Source organism: Janthinobacterium sp. LPB2021202312-11-4, from assembly GCF_037049705.1.
Taxonomy (GTDB): domain Bacteria; phylum Pseudomonadota; class Gammaproteobacteria; order Pseudomonadales; family Pseudomonadaceae; genus Aquipseudomonas.
Genome location: NZ_JBAGKV010000015.1, coordinates 66,451 through 85,410 on the forward strand (window position 1 = coordinate 66,451; position 18,960 = coordinate 85,410).

Annotated in this window: 16 protein-coding genes; 4 read left to right on the forward strand and 12 right to left on the reverse strand. The window is 59.9% G+C overall.

Annotated elements, in window-relative coordinates; all coding sequences use genetic code 11:
* Positions 1–7: 7 nt before the first annotated feature.
* Positions 8–1,231: a nicotinate phosphoribosyltransferase gene (gene pncB, locus V5E99_RS17175; RefSeq protein WP_499803509.1), complete on the forward strand. Its 1,224-nt coding sequence runs from the start codon at positions 8–10 to the stop codon at positions 1,229–1,231.
* 4 nt (positions 1,232–1,235) lie between these two features.
* Positions 1,236–2,063: an NAD(+) synthase gene (gene nadE, locus V5E99_RS17180; protein ID WP_499803510.1), complete on the forward strand. Its 828-nt coding sequence runs from the start codon at positions 1,236–1,238 to the stop codon at positions 2,061–2,063.
* A 56-nt stretch (positions 2,064–2,119) separates the two neighbouring features.
* Here the strand turns inward: nadE and V5E99_RS17185 are convergent, their stop codons facing one another.
* Together V5E99_RS17185 and azu are read right to left on the reverse strand one after the other, a co-directional pair.
* A complete protein-coding gene (locus tag V5E99_RS17185) occupies positions 2,120–3,250 on the reverse strand; it encodes a hypothetical protein (protein WP_499803511.1) in 1,131 nt (376 codons plus the stop codon).
* Between the two features lie 186 nt (positions 3,251–3,436).
* Complete coding sequence (gene azu, locus V5E99_RS17190) at positions 3,437–3,883, reverse strand: azurin (protein WP_499803512.1); 447 nt, start codon at positions 3,881–3,883, stop codon at positions 3,437–3,439.
* A gap of 349 nt (positions 3,884–4,232) precedes the next feature.
* On the opposite strand from azu, the gene V5E99_RS17195 reads away from it, so the two are divergent.
* Positions 4,233–4,814 (forward strand): cytokinin riboside 5'-monophosphate phosphoribohydrolase, encoded by a 582-nt coding sequence (locus V5E99_RS17195; protein WP_499803588.1) that lies wholly within the window; start codon positions 4,233–4,235, stop codon positions 4,812–4,814.
* A gap of 68 nt (positions 4,815–4,882) precedes the next feature.
* Positions 4,883–5,074 (forward strand): hypothetical protein, encoded by a 192-nt coding sequence (locus tag V5E99_RS17200; protein ID WP_018928487.1) that lies wholly within the window; start codon positions 4,883–4,885, stop codon positions 5,072–5,074.
* 73 nt (positions 5,075–5,147) lie between these two features.
* Here V5E99_RS17200 and V5E99_RS17205 read toward each other — a convergent pair whose 3' ends face one another.
* From V5E99_RS17205 to rpsF, 10 genes are all read right to left on the reverse strand, one after another.
* On the reverse strand, positions 5,148–5,525 hold the full coding sequence (locus V5E99_RS17205; protein WP_499803513.1) for an NUDIX hydrolase: 378 nt from the start codon (positions 5,523–5,525) through the stop codon (positions 5,148–5,150).
* A 136-nt stretch (positions 5,526–5,661) separates the two neighbouring features.
* A complete protein-coding gene (locus V5E99_RS17210; protein ID WP_499803514.1) occupies positions 5,662–6,552 on the reverse strand; it encodes a transglutaminase family protein in 891 nt (296 codons plus the stop codon).
* Complete coding sequence (locus V5E99_RS17215) at positions 6,552–9,038, reverse strand: circularly permuted type 2 ATP-grasp protein (RefSeq protein WP_499803515.1); 2,487 nt, start codon at positions 9,036–9,038, stop codon at positions 6,552–6,554. The genes V5E99_RS17210 and V5E99_RS17215 overlap by 1 nt, the downstream gene beginning before the upstream one ends.
* Positions 9,039–9,126: 88 nt before the next feature.
* On the reverse strand, positions 9,127–12,402 hold the full coding sequence (locus V5E99_RS17220) for a transglutaminase family protein (RefSeq protein ID WP_499803516.1): 3,276 nt from the start codon (positions 12,400–12,402) through the stop codon (positions 9,127–9,129).
* A gap of 303 nt (positions 12,403–12,705) precedes the next feature.
* The gene (locus V5E99_RS17225; RefSeq protein WP_499803517.1) at positions 12,706–15,012 is read right to left on the reverse strand and encodes a YgiQ family radical SAM protein; all 2,307 of its coding nucleotides are present in this window, start codon (positions 15,010–15,012) and stop codon (positions 12,706–12,708) included.
* Positions 15,013–15,230: 218 nt separating this feature from the next.
* Positions 15,231–16,616, reverse strand: a complete 1,386-nt coding sequence (gene dnaB, locus V5E99_RS17230) for a replicative DNA helicase (RefSeq protein WP_499803589.1) — start codon at positions 16,614–16,616, stop codon at positions 15,231–15,233.
* 118 nt (positions 16,617–16,734) lie between these two features.
* Positions 16,735–17,181: a 50S ribosomal protein L9 gene (rplI, locus tag V5E99_RS17235; RefSeq protein WP_054044100.1), complete on the reverse strand. Its 447-nt coding sequence runs from the start codon at positions 17,179–17,181 to the stop codon at positions 16,735–16,737.
* Between the two features lie 19 nt (positions 17,182–17,200).
* Positions 17,201–18,094, reverse strand: coding sequence for a hypothetical protein (locus tag V5E99_RS17240; RefSeq protein WP_499803518.1), 894 nt, complete (start codon positions 18,092–18,094; stop codon positions 17,201–17,203).
* 36 nt (positions 18,095–18,130) lie between these two features.
* Positions 18,131–18,361, reverse strand: a complete 231-nt coding sequence (rpsR, locus tag V5E99_RS17245; protein WP_002551829.1) for a 30S ribosomal protein S18 — start codon at positions 18,359–18,361, stop codon at positions 18,131–18,133.
* A 28-nt stretch (positions 18,362–18,389) separates the two neighbouring features.
* The gene (rpsF, locus tag V5E99_RS17250) at positions 18,390–18,812 is read right to left on the reverse strand and encodes a 30S ribosomal protein S6 (RefSeq protein WP_007939579.1); all 423 of its coding nucleotides are present in this window, start codon (positions 18,810–18,812) and stop codon (positions 18,390–18,392) included.
* Positions 18,813–18,960: the final 148 nt, after the last annotated feature.

Below are 18,960 nucleotides of genomic sequence, written 5' to 3' on the forward strand. Positions count from 1 at the left end.
TCCCGTTATGAGCGAGAGCGTATTTGGCGATCGCATCGTGCAGAACCTGCTCGACACCGACTTCTACAAACTGACGATGATGCAGGCGGTGCTGCACAACTACCCTAACGTGGAAGTCGAATGGGAGTTTCGTTGCCGTAACAGTGAGGATCTGCGCCCGTACCTGGCGGAGATCCGCTATCAGTTCGAGCGCCTCGCCGATTTGAGCCTGAGCGCCGATCAGTTGAGTTTCCTGGAGCGCATCAGCTTCATGAAGCCGGATTTCCTGCGCTTTCTCGGGCTGTTCCGCTTCAACCTGCGCTACGTCCACACCGGCATTGAGAACGGCGAGTTGTTCATCCGCCTGCGCGGGCCGTGGCTGCATGTGATTCTGTTTGAAGTGCCGATGCTGGCGATCGTCAGCGAAGTGCGTAACCGCTATCGCTACCGGGAAGTCGTCCTGGAAAAGGCGCGCGAGCAGCTCTATCGCAAGTTCGACTGGCTGACCGCCAATGCCAGCAGCGATGAATTATCCGAATTGCAGGTCGCCGATTTCGGTACCCGCCGCCGGTTTTCGTACCGCGTGCAGGAAGAAGTGGTGAACGTGCTCAAGCACGATTTCCCCGGGCGTTTCGTCGGCACCAGCAACGTGCACCTGTCCCGGGAGCTGGACATGAAACCCTTGGGCACCATGGCTCACGAGTGGATCATGGCCCATCAGCAACTCGGCCCACGGCTGATCGACAGCCAGATCGCCGCGCTCGATTGCTGGGTTCGCGAGTATCGCGGCTTACTGGGGATCGCCCTGACCGACTGCATCACCACCGATGCCTTCCTCAGCGATTTCGACCTGTATTTCGCCAAGCTCTTCGACGGCTTGCGCCACGACTCCGGTGATCCGGTGCTGTGGGCGGAAAAAGCCATCGCCCATTACCACAAGCTCGGCATCGACCCGATGAGCAAGACCCTGGTGTTCTCCGACAGCCTGACGCTGCCCAAGTCCCTGGAGATATTCCGCGCGCTGCGGGGGCGGATCAATGTCAGCTTCGGCATCGGCACCAACCTGACCTGTGATATTCCGGGTGTCGAACCGATGAGCATCGTGCTTAAAATGGCCGCCTGCAACGGCCAACCGGTGGCGAAGATCTCCGACGAGCCTGGCAAGACTCACTGCAAAGACCCGAATTTCGTCGCCTATTTGCGACATGTTTTCAAAGTACCTGCCCTTTCCAGTATTTCTAGCAAGGAGTGAATTCATGCAAGCCGTACAGCGTGAGATTGCTGATCAGCTCAAGGTTCAGCCGCCATTCGCCGATCAAGCGGCCCTCGAGGCTGAAGTCGCCCGGCGGATTACCTTTATCCAGGATTGCCTGGTCAATTCCGGGCTCAAGGCCCTGGTGCTGGGCATCAGCGGCGGTGTCGATTCCCTGACCGCCGGCCTCCTGGCCCAGCGTGCCATGAGCGAATTGCGTACCCGCAGCGGTGATGACAGCTACAAGTTCATCGCCGTGCGCCTGCCGTACGAAACGCAATTCGACGAACACGACGCCCAGGCGTCAGTGGATTTCATCGCCCCGGACGAGCGCCACACGGTGAACATCGGCCCGGCGGTCAAATCCCTGGCCAGTGAGGTCGCGGCGTTCGAAGGCAAGCACGCGGTGTCGGTGGATTTCGTACTCGGTAACACCAAGGCGCGGATGCGCATGGTCGCCCAGTACACCATCGCCGGCGCGGCCCATGGCCTGGTGATCGGCACCGACCACGCGGCGGAAGCAGTGATGGGGTTCTTCACCAAGTTCGGTGACGGCGCCTGCGACCTGGCACCGCTCAGTGGCCTGGTGAAAAACCAGGTCCGGGCGATTGCCCGCAGCTTCGGTGCGCCGGAATCGCTGGTGGAAAAAGTCCCGACCGCCGACCTGGAAGACCTGTCGCCGGGCAAACCGGACGAGGCGTCCCACGGCGTCACCTACGCCGAGATCGATGCGTTCCTGCACGGCGAGCCAGTGCGTGAGGAAGCGTTCAAGATCATTTTTGATACGTACAAGAAGACGCATCACAAGCGGGTGATGCCGTTAGCGCCGTAAGCCGAAACAGCAAACTGCCTTCAGCATTCTATGAATGCCGAAGGCAGGCGCTGTGTTCAATGCACGCGGAAATGGTAATCGTGCGGAACTAGCCCGCCGCCATAGCTCCCCGATACCCGGAACACATGAATAGCGTCCGACAGATCCGAGACTGGCCATGCCCAAACGCCGTCGTCGTTGACCCTCGGGTTGCCGACTACAACCGTTCTGTTTTGAAGAGTCAGTACCTCTCCCGCCGCGCCTGTCCCGGTTAATACGACCGAACGATCCCTCGTCGAGCCGTTGATGGGAATAGGGTTGCCCTTCGAGTCTTTCGCCAGCCTGATGATTGGCAGACGTGCATCCACGCAGATAAATCTGCGGTCGTGGGAGCCAACGGAATCAGACACCGTGACGATATAGAGCTGCTCAGACAGGCCTGCCAGACGAGTGCTCCAGAGGCCCTCGGCGTCTGCAATCACAGAGACTTCATGACTGGCATTGGTGAAAACGGTGACGGGCTGATGTGGTGGGGCTTTGCCTACGATGTCTACCGTCGTCGAAGCGGTATAACCTGCGTAGGGTATGTCATAACCGTCAGCGTCTCTGATCGCTGTAATCCACGCCGCACCGTGCACGACTCCCACCGTGACGTTCCAGATGTTAGACCAGCGATTGTTGGCGCTTGCCTGGATCGCATGGTAAGCATTCATGCCCAAGCCATGAACTTGGGCCCTCCACGTACCGTCGGAAGCATAGGCCGCAGCTTGAAGTAACCCATCGACATACACGCTCACAGAGGCGCCAACATCGGCTGTGCCACTTGGCTCAAGCGTGGTGGCGTCGGTTGATCCCCCGTCTGGAACCAGATTTCCGTCCCAGTCCAACACCTTCGTAATCAGGGGTTTTTCGATCTCTTTGGCGTCTACCGTGACCGTCCAGTGACGCGAGTCCTCGCCATCGCTCCTCACCCAAATCCTGTGGATTCGTCCTCTGTCCAGATTTTCCAGGACATATTTCCAATGGCCCTCTTTTGCCGCAACTGTCGCCACAACGTTCCCGCCGAGAATAACCTCGACGTCAGCCCCCACACCTGCGGCTCCTTCCAGGTGCAGCGTGGTGAAATTGGTAATGCCGTTGTCTCTAACCGCATTACCTTCGGGATCTGTTACCGATTGTATGGCTGGTACAACGTGTTTTTTACTCATGATCAGGCGCTCTCTTTATGGCATCGCCGCAATATGCGGCGAACTTAAGAGAGATTGAACGCCACGATTTCAGCCGTTGCCTACTGTCATAAATAACAGGTCCCACAACCTTTCAGACCAATGGCATCTGACGGACAGGCAAAAAAAAGACGCCTCTCGGGCGTCTTTTTCACGATCCAGCAAATGCTATTTCAGAGTAACCGTACCTTTCATCATCGAAATGTGGCCCGGGAACGAGCAGAAGAAACCGTAGCTTTCGCCAGCCGCCAGTTTCGACACGTCGAAGGTCACGGAGTCAGTCTCGCCAGCACCAATGACTTTGGTGTGAGCGATGATGCGTGCGTCACCTTCCGGCAGGTAGTTCTTGTCGATGCCGGCAGCCATGCCAGCGGTCGCGATCGGCTGCATGTCATCGGTTTTGCTCAACACCCAGTTATGGCCCATGACGTTTTTCGGCAGGCTGCCGGAGTGGGTCAGCTCAACGGTGAAGGTCTTGCAGCTCTTGTCGATTTCAATGGCCTTGCTGTTGAAGGACATCTGGTCAGTGGAGTCGATGGTGGTCTTGCACTCTGCGGCCATCAATTGACTGCTGGCCAGCGTCAGCAGGGATACCGCAACTAGTTTGGCAAACATGGTGAATCTCCAAGGCAGGGTTTACGAAAACGCGAATGGACAGAAGACTGCCTGAAAACTTCGCAAGTTCCTATGACCTGAATCAAAAATTGTATACAACTTTCGGGCTATGACACTCATCGAAACAATCTAACAGCCAGACGTCTGGGCCGGCCCTATCCTCAAGGCCTAATCACTTAGACGGAGCGTCTGTCATGTCCATCAACAGCCTGTTGTGCAGTTTGCTCGCCGCCTACGCTTGTGGCGCCAGCGGCACCTATGAAACACCTCAACGCGAGGTTTAACCCTTGGAGCGCCGCTTTCCTGCCTTTACTCTGTGGCCATCCTGACCCTGGAGTAAGGCATGTCTATAGCGTCCGTTTGTGTATTTTGCGGTGCCAGCACTGGCACCCACCCGGCTTATCGTGAAGCGGCTGTCGCCTTGGGGCGAGCCTTGGCCGAGCGCAAGCTGACCCTGGTCTATGGCGGCGGCGCCGTCGGGCTGATGGGGATCGTGGCGGATGCCGCCCTCGCGGCCGGCGGCGAAGTGATCGGGATCATCCCGCAAAGCCTCAAAGACAAGGAAATCGGCCACAGTGGCCTGACGCGCCTGGAAGTGGTCGACGGCATGCACGCGCGCAAGGCCCGGATGGCGGAACTCAGCGACGCGTTTATCGCTTTGCCCGGCGGCCTGGGCACGCTGGAGGAACTGTTCGAAGTCTGGACCTGGGGCCAGCTCGGCTACCACGGCAAGCCGCTGGGTTTGCTCGAAGTGAACGGTTTCTACGGCCAATTGACCGCTTTTCTTGATCATATCGTCGGCGAAGGCTTCGTTCGCGCACCACACCGTGACATGCTGCAAGTGAGCGAATCGCCGCAAATCCTGCTCGATGCCCTGGACGCCTGGCAACCTTCGGTCCAGCCAAAATGGGCCGAGCAAAAACCCAGCTAACGGCTAGGCACCGATACAGGGCAGAATATGCGCCGCTCAACCTCACCTTCGACCCCAGAGGATCGCCCATGGCTAAACCTAATTATTCCTTCGCCAAACGTCAGAGAGACTTGGCCAAGGAGCAGAAGAAAGAGGAAAAGCTTCAGCGCAAGAAAGCTACAGCTGAAGAAGAAGCAGCAGCACTGAACCCGGATGCAGAAGGCGAAGTGGCGGCAGAAGACGATGTTGAAGCACCGAAAGATCAGGCGCCCGACGCCTGAGACCCTCAGAGCCCGATGATCTGATCAGGCTCACCGGATCTGTGTCCAGGGTCAGCAGCCTTGCTGCTGACCCTCACAGGCCCAACGCTTTTTGAATCGAATCGCGATACCCCTTGGGCAAGTTGGCCGGCAAACGCGCCGGATCAAACAGCCCGATCTCCTTGTGCTCATGACTGATCGTCGGCATAAAACCGCCCAGTAACTGGCAGCGGTAGGTCGAGATAAACACGTGTTTGCCAGGGATCACCTCGAACAGATACGAATCCAGCGGTTCGCCCACCTCCACCTCGACATCCAGTTCCTCGGCGATTTCCCGTGCCAGGCAATCCGGAACCGTCTCGCCCAGTTCAATTCGCCCGCCGGGCAGTTCCCATTCGTCGCGCTCGTTGAGCATCAACACGACCAGGCCTTCGGGGGATTGCAGGACGCCTTTGATGGAAACCGGGAACATCGGAAATCTCCTTTCACAGCAGAATCAAAAGATCGCAGCCTTCGGCAGCTCCTGCATGAAGCACCGGCCCCCGTAGGAGCTGCCGAAGGCTGCGATCCTGGCAATTTCCCCATCACCAAACACCTTAAGCAAGGTGTTAATCCAGCGGCATCACCGTGACCCGCACTTCCGGATCATGATTACCGCCGCCAAGAATCACCCCACGCAACGGCGACACATCAGAAAAATCCCGGCCCCAGGCCAAGGTGATGTGTTCCAGCGCCGGTTGCACGTTGTTGGTCGGGTCAAAATCCACCCACCCAAGCACCGGGCAAAACACCGAAACCCAGGCATGGGACGCATCGGCGCCAATCATCCGTGGTTGCCCCGGCGGAGGCTGGGTCAGCAGATAGCCGCTGATATAGCGCGCCGCCAGTCCCCGCGAGCGCACACACGCGAGCATCAGGTGCGCGAAGTCCTGGCAGACACCACGCCGACGCTCCAGCACTTCCACCAACGGCGTGGCCACCTGGGTGGCCTCGGCATCAAAGGTGAACTCGCTGAAAATCTTCTCCATCAACGCCTGGACGCCCAACAGCAGCGGCCGGCCCGGTGGAAAACAGCTTTCGGAAAAATCGACGAAGTTGCGTTTCAAATGCACGTACGGCGATTCGAAACGATAGCGACACGCTTCCAGCAACTGCGGGGAAAGCGGCTGACTGCTGTAGGTCAGCGCATTGCGGGTTTCTTCCCAGGCCGGGGATTGATTGAAGTCCAGAACCGGCCGGCCCAACACTTCGACCGTCAGTTGGGCGTTCACCAGCAGCTCATCGTGAGGCCGCTCGAAGGCCAGACGGGTCAGCGGGTTGCCGAACACATCCAGCTCATCGCGGCGGGTCGTCGGCTCAGGGCTGATCAACAACGCCTGGGCCGTGCAGCGTTGCCAGGTGCAGGCACGCGGCCACAAGTGCGCCAGTTGCTGGGCGAGGGACACCGGGCTGTCGTAGTGATAATGAGTGTCGTGGAAAATCTGGTAACGGGCATTCATCAGACGGACACCGTGCGCTGGCTGACATCATCGACATGGGCAAAATGGCGCAAGGCCAGGCGATCGGAGACCTGGCCGCTGGAATCGGCGATCTCTTGCAGCAGATCGGCCAGCCCCTCGACGGCCGCGTGAACACTGGCCTCGCCAAACAGCGAGTTCTCCAGACAACCCAGGTCGAAATTCGCCAAACGCTCGACCAATTGCGGCAGGCACGCCTCCCGTGGGGCGCCGAAATCGTCGTTCAGGCGTTTCAACGTGCGAGTCACCAGTTTCAACTGGAACAGCACCGCGTGGGGGTTCTGTTCATCCAGCAGCAACAGGTCGAGCACCGGGATCAATTGCGCCACCGCCAAATACCGCGAGCGGTAGGTGATGCTGCTGTTGCCCAGCTCCAGCAACCACTCCAGGCCGGCCTGATCGAAAGCCCCGGCACCGCGCAGAAACGCCGCGAGGCTGCCGCTGAGAAACTGCAAGCGCTCGATCCGCCGCCCGATCATCAGGAAACGCCAGCCTTCGTCCCGGGTCATGTCGTCCAGGGCAAAACCGGACAGCGCGGCCAGAGACATCACCAAGCGGTTGAGGAAATCCATCAACTCGCCGAAATCCGGTTCTTCGGTTTCCAGTTCCATGGCCTCGCGCTGCAACTCCACCAGCGCCTGCCAGTTTTCCCGGGAGAGCTTGCCGCGAACCTGCGAGGCCGCCCACTGCAAGCGTTGCAGGTTGGAGCGCAGGCTGAATGGCCAGTCATCGCCCAACAAAGCCGCGAGCAAGCGTTCCGGCAATTCGCCTTCTTCGGGCAACAGGTTCAGCCGTTCACCGAGATCGACCGCCGCTTCCAGCGCTTGCGGGTCATCGCCATCGACGTAGCGCGCCAGCATGACCCGCAGTAATCGCGCGCTGTCATCGCAACGCTCGCAATAACGGCCGAACCAGAACAGGTTCTCGACCACCCGCGATGGCAAGTACGGATCACGCCGAACCAGGTCGTGGACACCGATCGGACGCTGGGTTTTCCATTGTTCGCCGCTGGGCGCCCGCTCGCCGAGCACCCACGTGTCCTTGCTCGCGCCACCGCGCTGCATCGAGACCACTTCGGCATCGGCGTCGGCAGCGACCCGGGTCAAACCGCCGGGCAACACTCGGTAACCCTCTTGACTGGCCACTGCATACACACGCATGCCGATAGCTCGCGGTTGCAGATGACCGTCCTCGGCCTGCCAGATCGGCGCATGGGAGAGCTGCGCGAGTTCTTGCGCCACATAGGCATATGGCCGCGCCTGCATGCGCTCAGCCAGTGCTTCACGCTGTTTTTCACTCAGATCACGGCCAAAGACCGGTGCGAAGCTCTGGGACGGGAACGCCGGTTTGATCAGCAATTCCGGGAGTTTTTCCAGGGCCTGCGCCAGCACCGGCGCCTCACCGCACCACCAGGTCGCGATGGACGGCAGGATCAGTTCTTCGCCAAACAGGAATTGATTGATCCTCGGCAGAAAGCCCAGCAGCCCCGGGGATTCCAGTACACCGCTGCCCAGCGCGTTGGTCACCAGCACCCGGCCCTGGCGCACGGCTTCGAGCAGCCCCGGCACGCCGAGGGCCGAGTCGGTGCGCAGCTCCAGCGGGTCGCAGAAGTCATCGTCCAGCCGACGCATGATCGCGTGGACACGGCGCAAACCGCTCAGGGTTTTCAGGTAGACGGTGGCGTCGCGAACCGTCAGGTCGCCGCCCTCCACCAGTGGATAACCGAGCTGGCGCGCCAGGTACAAATGTTCGAAATAGCTTTCGTTGAAGCGTCCGGGGGTCAGCAGCACCACCAGCGGTGCTTCATCGTCGCTCGGTGCCTGGCGCGCCAGGGTTTCCTGCAAGGTGCGGAAGAACCCGGCCAGGTGCTGCACTTTCAAATCCCGGTACAACTCGGGAAATGCCCGGGACACGATGGTGCGGTTTTCCAGCGCATAACCGGCACCGGACGGCGCCTGGGTCCGGTCCGCCGTGACCCACCAGCGGCCATCAGGCGTGCGCGCCAGGTCCACGGCATACAGATGCAAAAAGGCCCCGTCGGGTGGCGCAATGCCCTGACACGGCCAGAGGAAGTTGTTGTGGCCGAACACCAGTTCCGCTGGCAGCAGGCCTTCAGCGATCAAACGCTGCGGGCCATACAAATCCGCCAGAACAGCGTTCAACAGGCGTGCCCGCTGGGCAATCCCGGCGGACAGATGCTGCCACTCATCCGCCGCAATCACATGGGGTAACAGGTCCAGTTCCCACGGACGATCAGCGCCCTTGGGGTCGGCGTAAACATTGTAGGTCACGCCGTTTTCCTGGATTTGCCGAGTCAGCAAAGCCTGGCGCTGCACCAGTTGCGCTGGGGTGCTGCGTTGCAATTGGTCAAACAGCCGACGCCAGTGCGGGCGCACCGCGCCGCTGTCGTCGAGCAGTTCGTGGTAGGTGCCCGCTGTCAGCGGGTAACGGTCAAGCAGGTCAGGCATGGAAAGCTCGGCAGACAACAAAGTACGGTCAGACTAACGCAGGCTCATGACGCCCGGATAGACGAAAAATCCGAGCGTCGCGTAGGGCTTAAAAACGTCGCAAATCGAGCGTCATCGGCAGCTCGTCGTTAATCGTCACGTTGGGTATAGGAAGTTTCCCTGGCGTGTGTCCGATTCGGAAGAATCGCGCCATCCGCCGGCTCTCCGCTTCATTGGCGTTCACCGGCAGGCTGTCGTAGTTGCGCCCGCCCGGATGGGCGACATGGTACTGACAGCCGCCCAGCGAACGCTCCATCCAGGTGTCGAGCAGGTCGAACACCAGCGGGGCGTGGACCGGGATGGTCGGTTGCAGGCAGTTGAACGGTTGCCAGGCGCGGAAGCGCACGCCCGCCACGAACTCGCCGACCCGGCCGGTCGGCTGCAACGGCACCGGAATGCCATTGCAGGTCAGCAAATAACGTTGCGGCGCCAGGCCCGTGAGCTTGACCTGCAAACGCTCCAGGGACGAATCCACGTAACGCACCGTGCCGCCGACCGCCCCCTCTTCGCCCAATACGTGCCAAGGCTCCAGGGCCTGACGCACTTCCAGTTCGATCCCGCTGACGGCGTAATCGCCGACCTTGGGAAAGCGGAATTCCAGGTGCGCGGCAAACCATTCGGCCCGCACCGGGTATCCGGCGGCATTCAGATCGACGATGACGTCGGCGAAATCCTGCTCGATAAAGTGCGGCAACAGGAAGCGATCGTGCAGTTCGGTGCCCCAACGCGCCAGTTTCGGCGGCGCATACGGCTCGCGCCAGAACCGCGCCACCAGTGCCCGCAGCAGCAACTGCTGCGCCAGGCTCATGCGCGCATGGGGCGGCATTTCAAACGCTCGCAGCTCCAGCAAACCGAGACGTCCAGTGGCGCCGTCCGGCGAATAGAGTTTGTCGACGCAGAACTCGGCGCGGTGAGTGTTGCCGGTGACATCGATCAGCAAGTTACGCAGCAAGCGATCCACCAGCCAAGGCGCACACTCTTCGCCCGGTTTCGGCATCTGGGCAAAGGCGATTTCCAACTCGTACAGCGAGTCGTTACGCGCCTCGTCCACCCGTGGCGCCTGGGACGTCGGGCCGATGAACAGTCCGGAAAACAGGTAGGACAACGACGGGTGGTTATGCCAGTAACTGATCAGGCTGCGCAGCAGATCGGGACGGCGCAGGAACGGTGAGTCCGCCGGAGTCGCCCCCCCCAGTACGAAATGGTTACCGCCGCCGGTACCGGTGTGTCGACCGTCGATCATGAATTTCTCGGTGGTCAACCGGGTCTGGCGTGCTTCCTCGTACAGAAACTCGGTGCGTTCAACCAGTTCATCCCAGGAAGCGGACGGCTGCACGTTGACTTCGATCACGCCCGGGTCCGGGGTGACGCGGAAGTTGCTCAGGCGCGGATCGCTCGGCGGTTCATAGCCTTCCAGCAACACCGGGCAATGCAATTCTTCGGCGGTCGCCTCGATCGCAGCGACCAGTTCCAGGTAATCCTCAACCCGCTCCAGCGGCGGCATAAACAGGTACAACCGCCCTTCCCGCGCTTCGGCGCAGAACGCGGTGCGGGTCAGCCAGTCGGCGGACTCGTCGATCTCTGGCACCCGGTCATCCGTGACGGCCGGTTCGCCGTGGCTTTGCAATTGAGCGGTTTTCGGCAGCTCCGCAAAATCCTGATTCGGATCGGTCGGATGGATGAACGGATACTCCGCCGCCTTCACCCACGGCTGCGACCCCAGCGGCAAGCGATAACCGAGCGGCGAATCCCCCGGCACCAACCGGCAGTGTTCGTCACGCAGGTACCAGCGGCCGCTCTGCCATTGATCGCCCTTGGCGGTGCGCGCCAGTGGCAGGACCTGGCCGATAACCTTGTCCAGGCCCTGGCTGAAGACTTTGCGCAGACGCGCGCGCTCCAGCGGTTCCTCCAGACGTGAATCTTCGGCGCTGACGTTCAGCGGCAACGTGCCTTCGCGCCAGAGGTAATAGAAATTGTCTTCGTAGGCCGGGAACACAAAACGTGTCGGAATTTTCAGGCGCTCAGCGACACTCGACAGAAACCGCCCGGCCAGCTCGCCAGTGGCGCCGTAGTCTTCCTGCTCATCGGCGATCAGCGCGCTGTTGCGCCAGATCGGCACACCATCACGACGCCAGTAACAGTTCAGCGACCAGCGCGGCAATTGCTCGCCCGGATACCACTTGCCCTGACCGAAATGCACCAGGCCTTTGGGCGCGTAGTGTTTGCGCATGCGCTGGAACAGCTCGGCGGACAGACGACGTTTGTCCGGCCCCAGAGCGGCGGTGTTCCACTCGGCGCCGTCCGGGTCGTCGATGGAAACGAACGTCGGTTCACCGCCCATGGTCAGGCGCACGTCACCTTCCAGCAGGTCGGCATCGATCTGCCGACCCAGTGCCTGGATCGCCAGCCACTGGTCCTCGGTGTAGGGTTTTGTTACCCGAGGTGCTTCCCAAATCCGTTCCACGGACATTTCGTGGGTAAATTCGCACTCGCAAGGTTCCACCAAGCCACTGATCGGTGCCGCAGAGCCCGGATCGGGACTACAGGCCAACGGAATGTGTCCTTCACCGGCAAACAGCCCTGACGTCGCGTCCAGGCCGATCCAGCCCGCACCGGGCAAATAGACCTCACACCAGGCGTGCAGGTCGGTGAAGTCCACTTCCGTGCCCGAGGGGCCGTCGAGGCTTTTGACGTCGGCGGTCAACTGGATCAAATAACCGGAGACAAACCGCGCCGCCAACCCGAGGTTGCGCAGCAATTGCACCAGCAACCACGCCGAATCGCGGCAGGAGCCGGAGGCATGTTCGAGGGTGTGTTCGGGGGTTTGAACGCCGGGCTCCATGCGGATCAGGTAGCCGATGTCTTCGCTCAGACGCTGGTTGAGCGCCACCAGGAAATCCACGCTCGGCAGCGGCGTGCGGTCGATGCCGTCCAGGTAAGCCTTGAATTTCGGGGTCAGGGGCAAGGTTTCCAGGTACGGCGCCAGTTCCTTGCGCTCGTCGGCGGCATAGGTGAACGGGATCTTTTCCGCGTAAGGCTCCAGGAAGAAGTCGAACGGATTGAACACCGCCATCTCCGCCACCAAGTCGACTTCGATCCGCAGCTCATCGGTTTTTTCCGGGAACACCAGACGCGCCAGGTAATTGCCCTGGGGGTCCTGTTGCCAGTTGATGAAGTGCTGCTCCGGCGAGACTTTCAGCGCGTAGGACAAAATCCGCGTGCGACTGTGGGCCGCCGGGCGCAGGCGAACGATCTGCGGACCGAGCTCGACGGCGCGGTCGTAGCGGTAATGGGTGACGTGATGCAATGCGACATGAATCGACACGGCGTGCCTCCTGCGAGCCAAAAGCGTATTCGAAAGCGCGCAAGACTTATGCCATCACACAGGACTGGCGCTTTCACAGGTTTGCTCAGGGCAGTACAGCACCAAAATCGGGCGATGCGGGAAATTGGTTTGGGCGGTTTGCACGTAAATGTGGCGAAGATCAAAAGATCGCAGCCTTCGGCAGCTCCTACAGTTGGAATGCATACCCCCGTAGGAGCTGCCGAAGGCTGCGATCTTTTGATCTTGATCCACAACGCAAAACGCCAACCCGAAGGTTGGCGTTCTGTTATCAGCCGTCAGCGCTTAACGCGGCACGACCGGCTTACGTGCAGGCTTGGGCCCCTTGCCTTTGGCCGCATCCTTACGGTCCTTGGCAGCCTGTTGGTTGCGGGCGAACGCCGCAGCCTTGGCCTGTTCACGCTTGTCCCACGAGTTACCACCATCGCTGGCACGCGGCGGCAAACCGGTGTGCTGGGTCAGGATCTTGGTGGTCTTCTCGCCCGCCACTTTATGGCTGCCAGCCGGCGTCGAGTTCTTGCGACGGGCGCTCTGGTAGCTGTCGGTGGCCGGTTGATGCAAGGGGATCAACTGGGTCTTGCCCGGCCCGATCAGATCGGCGCGGCCCATGCGGGTCAGCGCTTCACGCAGCATCGGCCAGCCTTTCGGGTCGTGATAACGCAAGAACGCCTTGTGCAGACGACGCTGCTCTTCGCTCTTGACGATGGTCACGGCGTCGCTCTTGTAAGTGACCTTGCGCAGCGGGTTCTTGCCCGAGTGATACATCGCGGTGGCGGTGGCCATCGGCGACGGGTAGAACGCCTGCACCTGGTCGGCGCGGAAGCCGTTGCCCTTGAGCCACAGGGCCAGGTTCATCATGTCTTCGTCAGTGGTGCCCGGGTGAGCGGCGATGAAGTACGGAATCAGGTACTGCTCTTTCCCGGCTTCCTTGGTGTACTTCTCGAACATGCGCTTGAACTTGTCATAGCTGCCAATGCCCGGCTTCATCATCTGGTTGAGCGGACCTTCCTCGGTGTGTTCCGGGGCGATCTTCAAGTAACCGCCGACGTGGTGGGTCACCAGCTCTTTAACGTATTCCGGCGACTCGACCGCGAGGTCGTAGCGCAGGCCGGAAGCGATCAGGATCTTCTTCACACCCGGCAAGGCACGGGCGCTGCGATACAGCTGAATCAACGCCGAGTGGTCGGTGTTCAAGTTCGGGCAGATGCCAGGGAACACGCACGATGGCTTGCGGCACGCGGATTCGATTTCCGGGCTCTTGCAGGCGATGCGGTACATGTTCGCGGTCGGGCCGCCGAGGTCGGAAATGACGCCGGTGAAGCCTGGGACCTTGTCGCGGATCTCTTCGATTTCGCGAATGATCGACTCTTCGGAACGGTTCTGGATGATCCGGCCTTCGTGCTCAGTGATCGAGCAGAAGGTACAGCCGCCGAAGCAGCCACGCATGATGTTCACCGAGAAACGGATCATGTCGTAGGCCGGAATCTTTTCCTTGCCGTACGCCGGGTGCGGAACCCGTGCGTAAGGCATGCCGAACACGTAGTCCATTTCATCGGTGGTCATCGGAATCGGCGGCGGGTTGAACCAGACGTCGACTTCGCCATGCTTCTGCACCAGCGCACGGGCGTTGCCCGGGTTGGTTTCCAGGTGAAGCACGCGGTTGGCGTGAGCGTAGAGCACGGCGTCGCCACGGACTTTTTCAACCGACGGCAGACGAATCACGGTTTTATCGCGAGTCATCTTCGGGCTGGCCAGGATCTGCACGACCTTGGCTTCGCTCGGATCTTCAACCGGACCTTTTTCCTGCTCGATGGCGCAGGCCTGAGTGTCCTGGGTGTTCACATACGGGTTGATGATCTTGTCGACCTTGCCCGGACGGTCGATGCGCGTGGAATCGACTTCGTACCAGTCTTTCGGCGTGTCACGACGGATGAACGCGGTGCCGCGCACGTCGGTGATGTCTTCGATCTTGTGCCCGTAGGACAGACGCTGGGCGACTTCGACAATCGCCCGCTCGGCGTTGCCGTAGAGCAGGATGTCGGCGCAGGCGTCGATCAGGATCGAGTTGCGCACCCGGTCCTGCCAGTAATCGTAGTGGGCGATACGGCGCAGGGAAGCTTCGATGCCACCGAGCACGATCGGCACGTTTTTGTAGGCCTCTTTGCAGCGCTGGCTGTAGACCAGGCTCGCGCGATCCGGACGTTTGCCCGCCAGGCCACCGGGGGTGTAGGCGTCATCGGAACGGATTTTCTTGTCGGCGGTGTAGCGGTTGATCATCGAGTCCATGTTGCCGGCCGCGACACCGAAAAACAGGTTCGGCTCGCCGAGCTTCATGAAGTCGTCTTTGGACTGCCAGTTCGGCTGGGCAATGATCCCGACGCGGAAGCCCTGGGACTCCAGCAGCCGGCCGATGATCGCCATGCCGAACGACGGATGGTCAACGTACGCATCACCGGTGACGATGATGATGTCGCAGGAATCCCAGCCGAGCTGATCCATCTCCTCCCTGCTCATGGGCAGGAATGGCGCTGGCCCGAAACATTCGGCCCAGTACTTGGGATAGTCAAATAACGGCTTGGCTGCTTGCATCATGTCGATAACCGGTGTTGGCTTTCATTGAATTTCGCGGGCGCGGAATATAGCACAAAAAATAACCAATTCCGACTGCAATGGTCGGAAATTAGTGTCGAGCCCATTCGCGGGCAAGCCTCGCTCCTACAGGTCTATGTTGAATCACAATTTCGTGAACGACACACGACCTGTAGGAGCGAGGCTTGCCCGCGAAGAGGCCCCGTCAGGCACTACACAACTTACTCGTCGTCGAAGTTGTAACTGCCCGGCGCGAGGTTTTCGAAACGGGTGTACTTGCCGATGAACGCCAGGCGTGACGTACCGATCGGGCCGTTCCGCTGTTTACCGATGATGATTTCGGCGATGCCTTTGTGCTCGGTTTCCGGGTGATACACCTCATCCCGGTACACGAACATGATCACGTCAGCATCCTGCTCGATCGCTCCGGATTCCCGGAGGTCGGAGTTGATCGGGCGTTTGTTCGGCCGTTGTTCCAGGGAGCGGTTGAGCTGGGACAGCGCCACCACCGGGCAGTTGAATTCCTTGGCCAGGGCCTTCAAGGAACGGGAGATCTCGGAAATCTCGTTGGTCCGGTTGTCGCCGCCCGAACCGGGGATCTGCATCAACTGCAGGTAGTCGATCATGATCAGGGCGACGTCGCCGTGTTCACGCACCAGGCGACGGGTCCGCGCACGCATCTCCGAGGGGCTGATACCGGCGGTATCGTCGATAAACAGCTTGCGATCGTTGAGCAGGTTGACCGCCGAGGTCAGGCGCGGCCAATCATCGTCTTCGAGGCGACCGGCCCGGACCTTGGTCTGGTCGATGCGCCCCAGGGACGACAACATACGCATGATCAGCGATTCGCCTGGCATCTCCAGCGAGTACACCAGAACGCACTTGTCGCTGCGCAACACAGCGTTTTCCACCAGGTTCATCGCAAAGGTGGTTTTACCCATCGATGGACGGCCGGCGACGATGATCAGGTCGGACGGCTGCAAGCCGCTGGTCATGCCGTCGAGGTCGGTGTAACCGGTGGACAGGCCGGTAATGGCGTTGTCGGTGTTGAACAAGGTGTCGATGCGGTCGATGGCCTTGGTCAGCAGGTCATTCACGCTCACCGGGCCGCCGGTTTTTGGCCGGGCCTCGGCGATCTGGAAGATCTGCCGTTCGGCTTCGTCGAGAATCTCTTCGGCAGAACGACCTTCAGGGTTGAAGGCGCTGTCGGCGATTTCGGTGGCAATGCCGATCAACTGGCGCAAGGTTGCCCGCGCACGAACGATTTGGGCATAGGCCTTGATGTTGGCGACGGACGGCGTGTTTTTCGCCAGTTCACCGAGGTAGCCGAGGCCGCCGACTTGCGAAGTCTGACCTTCCTTGTCCAATTGCTCGGCCAGGGTCACGACGTCGATTGGCGAGTTCATGTCCGCCAGTTTGGCGATTGCACGGAAGATCAGGCGGTGGTCATGCCGATAAAAATCGCCGTCCGACACTTGATCGAGCACGCGTTCCCAGGCGTTGTTGTCCAGCATCAACCCACCGAGCACGGCCTGTTCGGCCTCGATGGAGTGCGGCGGCACCTTCAGGGAAGCGGTTTGCAGATCATATTGCTCAGGAGCGGAGATATCGTTCATGGCCACTTGGAATTTGGGGTTTCAGAAAGACAAAGGGCACGACCTGTAAACAGGATCGTGCCCGATGTTAACCGTCTGACGGACAAGCCGCCAGCCGATCAAGTGTTGCTTAAGCTGCTACCACGACAACGCGTACGGTGGCTTCAACTTCAGCGTGCAGGTGCACGGCTACGTCGAATTCGCCTACGTTGCGGATGGTGCCGTTCGGCAGACGAACTTCGCTTTTTGCAACTTCAACGCCAGAGGCGGTCAGTGCATCAGCGATGTCGTGAGTACCGATCGAACCGAACAGCTTGCCTTCGTCACCAGCGGTGGCAGTGATAGTCACTTCCAGCTCAGCCAGTTGGGCGGCGCGGTTTTCAGCCGAAGTTTTACGATCTGCTGCGGCTTTTTCCAGCTCAGCGCGACGCTCTTCGAACGCAGCCACGTTGGCAGCGGTCGCAGCGGTAGCTTTGCCGTAAGGCAGCAGGTAGTTACGACCGTAACCAGCCTTAACGTTCACTTTGTCACCCAGGTTGCCCAGGTTGGTGACTTTTTCCAGAAGGATCAGTTGCATGTGAAAATCCTCTTAACTTTTAACCTTCACCGTTCGCGCTATCGGCGTCTTTCGGCGCCAGACGACCGCGAAAATCAATCAGGCTGTCGACGATGGCCAAGACCACCAGCAACGGATAGATCAGCTGCATAAACAGCAACAGCGTCACGTACAACCCCACCAGCCAGAACCTGGCCAGTCGCTTTTGCGCCACCAGCCCGTGAATCAGGGCCAGCCCGGCGAACACCAGCGGTACACTGCACAACGGCGTCAACATCGCCAACTGGGAACCGAAGTTCGGCCCCAGCAGCATGAACGCCAGCAGTAACATCGCCAGCCCCAGCGGGAATCGGATGGCGCGAAACTCGCGACCAAAACCACCCGGGTTGTACAACAACGCCTGCCAGTAGCGCCCGACAAGCAGGCTCAGCACACTGACGATTTGCAACAAGGCCGCAATCAGGCCGGTCAGGACGGGTGCAATCAGGGACGCGAAACGCGCTTGCTCATCTACCGACAACTTCTGGTAGACATCACCGAGTAGCGACGGCATGACCTTTATCAAGGCCTGCGCCAGCATCTCGATTTGGGGAGCAAAAGCTGTCCCCAGCACCACTGCAAACACCACTCCCATCGCTATGCTGACCAGCAGCACGCGGTTCCAGGACTCGCTTGCGCGCAAAACCAACGCAAGGCTCGAAGACCCCAGCAGCACCAGAAGTGCCCGTGGGTCGTCCGCGTAAAGCCACCAGGCCAAGGCCGGCAGCAGTCCCAGAGCAAGTACGCCAATGGCGTCCTTCAATCCGCGCCGCAGAAGCACAAGGCAACCTGCGGCAGCACCCAACCAATACAACAACGGCAATGTCGCGCATCCGGCCACTACCAGAGTGGCCTGCATACGGCCGCGCATGATGAACTCAGCTATGGCGCGCATGCATTCAATCCTTTGCTACGTGTCGACTGCCCGGTCTCAGCGGCCGTGGCTGTCGGTGTAGGCCAGCAGGGCCAGGAAGCGGGCGCGCTTGATAGCGGTGGCCAGCTGACGCTGATAACGTGCTTTGGTACCGGTGATGCGGCTTGGAACGATTTTGCCGGTCTCGGATACATAAGCTTTCAGAGTGTTGAGATCTTTGTAATCGATCTCTTTCACGTCTTCAGCGGTGAAGCGGCAGAATTTACGACGACGGAAGAAACGTGCCATTTGATAGGCTCCTTAAAAGGTCCGTGGATTACTCGTCAGCGTTATCGCTGTTGTCGCTGTCATCACTGTCAACGCCTTCGGCGTCGGAGTGCTCAGGACGGTCGCGACGCTCACGGCGCTCACTGCGGTTTTCTTCAGCCTTGAGCATCTCGGATTGGCCGGTAACGGCTTCTTCGCGACGGATGACCAGGTTACGGATCACTGCATCGTTGTAGCGGAAGTTGTCTTCCAGCTCGGCCAGGGCCTTGCCAGTGCATTCAACGTTCAGCATCACGTAGTGAGCCTTGTGAACATTGTTGATTGCGTAGGCCAGTTGACGACGGCCCCAATCTTCCAGACGGTGGATTTTGCCGCCGTCTTCTTCGATCAGCTTGGTGTAACGCTCTACCATGCCGCCGACTTGCTCGCTTTGATCCGGGTGGACCAAAAAGATGATTTCGTAATGACGCATGAATGCTCCTTACGGGTTGTAGCCTGCCGTTCAAAAACGGTCAGACAAGGAGTGAATGACACTTATGGACTTGCCGGCGATAGACACATGCGTGCCTGCCGTCACAGCAAGGGGCGCAATTGTAGAGAAGGGACAGAAAGGGCGCAAG

Coding starts and splice junctions, on each gene's coding strand:
- pncB (WP_499803509.1), top strand. CDS start 8: ATGAGCGAGAGCGTATTTGGCGATCGCATCGTGCAGAACCTGCTCGAC.
- nadE (WP_499803510.1), top strand. CDS start 1,236: ATGCAAGCCGTACAGCGTGAGATTGCTGATCAGCTCAAGGTTCAGCCG.
- V5E99_RS17185 (WP_499803511.1), bottom strand. CDS start 3,250: ATGAGTAAAAAACACGTTGTACCAGCCATACAATCGGTAACAGATCCC.
- azu (WP_499803512.1), bottom strand. CDS start 3,883: ATGTTTGCCAAACTAGTTGCGGTATCCCTGCTGACGCTGGCCAGCAGT.
- V5E99_RS17200 (WP_018928487.1), top strand. CDS start 4,883: ATGGCTAAACCTAATTATTCCTTCGCCAAACGTCAGAGAGACTTGGCC.
- V5E99_RS17205 (WP_499803513.1), bottom strand. CDS start 5,525: ATGTTCCCGGTTTCCATCAAAGGCGTCCTGCAATCCCCCGAAGGCCTG.
- V5E99_RS17210 (WP_499803514.1), bottom strand. CDS start 6,552: ATGAATGCCCGTTACCAGATTTTCCACGACACTCATTATCACTACGAC.
- V5E99_RS17215 (WP_499803515.1), bottom strand. CDS start 9,038: ATGCCTGACCTGCTTGACCGTTACCCGCTGACAGCGGGCACCTACCAC.
- V5E99_RS17225 (WP_499803517.1), bottom strand. CDS start 15,012: ATGATGCAAGCAGCCAAGCCGTTATTTGACTATCCCAAGTACTGGGCC.
- rplI (WP_054044100.1), bottom strand. CDS start 17,181: ATGCAACTGATCCTTCTGGAAAAAGTCACCAACCTGGGCAACCTGGGT.
- V5E99_RS17240 (WP_499803518.1), bottom strand. CDS start 18,094: ATGCGCGCCATAGCTGAGTTCATCATGCGCGGCCGTATGCAGGCCACT.
- rpsR (WP_002551829.1), bottom strand. CDS start 18,361: ATGGCACGTTTCTTCCGTCGTCGTAAATTCTGCCGCTTCACCGCTGAA.
- rpsF (WP_007939579.1), bottom strand. CDS start 18,812: ATGCGTCATTACGAAATCATCTTTTTGGTCCACCCGGATCAAAGCGAG.